Genomic DNA, 596 nt, shown 5'->3' with positions numbered 1-596 from the left:
CGATTCCCCTTTTTGCCGCTGACTTTGCGGTTACCGCTCCGGTGAGCAAGGCAGTGTTGTTTCCCGCCCAGGCCCATCTCAGTCGTACGTTCTCCCAGGCTTTGCCCGCCGGTGAGCATCAGCTGGTGGTGAAAGGTTTGCCGGAGCTGGATCTGGATAGCCTGCAGGTGGCCGTGAAAGGGGCCAGGTTGCTGGGGATGCAACAAGGGTTTGCCATTGCTGAGGGCGATATCTCGGCCCGTCGTGCCGAGCTGGATGCGGCGATTCTCGACCTGGAGCAGGCCATGGCCGCCGCCCGCGCGGCTGATAGCCTGGACCAGCAACAGATCAATCATCTGCAATCGCTGATGGGGCAGGCGCCACAGGGTGAGGCCGTGTTTGCCCAGGTGCCGGTGGAAAAATGGGCCAGTGCCTGGGAGTCCATTGGCAAGGCGGTGGCGCAACGGCAAGCGGCGATCAATCAGCGTGTGGTGACCCGTGAAGAACAGCAAGGCAAGCTGGAAACACTGCGACAAGAGCGCCAGCAGCTGGGGCAGGTACAGACTCGCAGCCGCCAACTGGTGCTCACTGTTGGTGCTGACGCGCCGTCCACCGCG

Annotated in this window: 1 protein-coding gene; it reads left to right on the top strand. The window is 62.8% G+C overall.

Annotation, left to right across the window (positions count from 1 at the left end):
• Positions 1 to 2 precede the first annotated feature (2 nt).
• A partial coding sequence (locus A3730_RS03500) for a DUF4140 domain-containing protein (protein WP_156500855.1) occupies positions 3 to 596 on the top strand: 594 nt, incomplete at its 3' end.

It is taken from the genome of Alcanivorax sp. HI0044 (assembly GCF_001634945.1).
The sequence above is the reverse complement of the archived record's forward strand: the minus strand, read 5'-3'. Positions and strand labels throughout refer to the sequence as shown.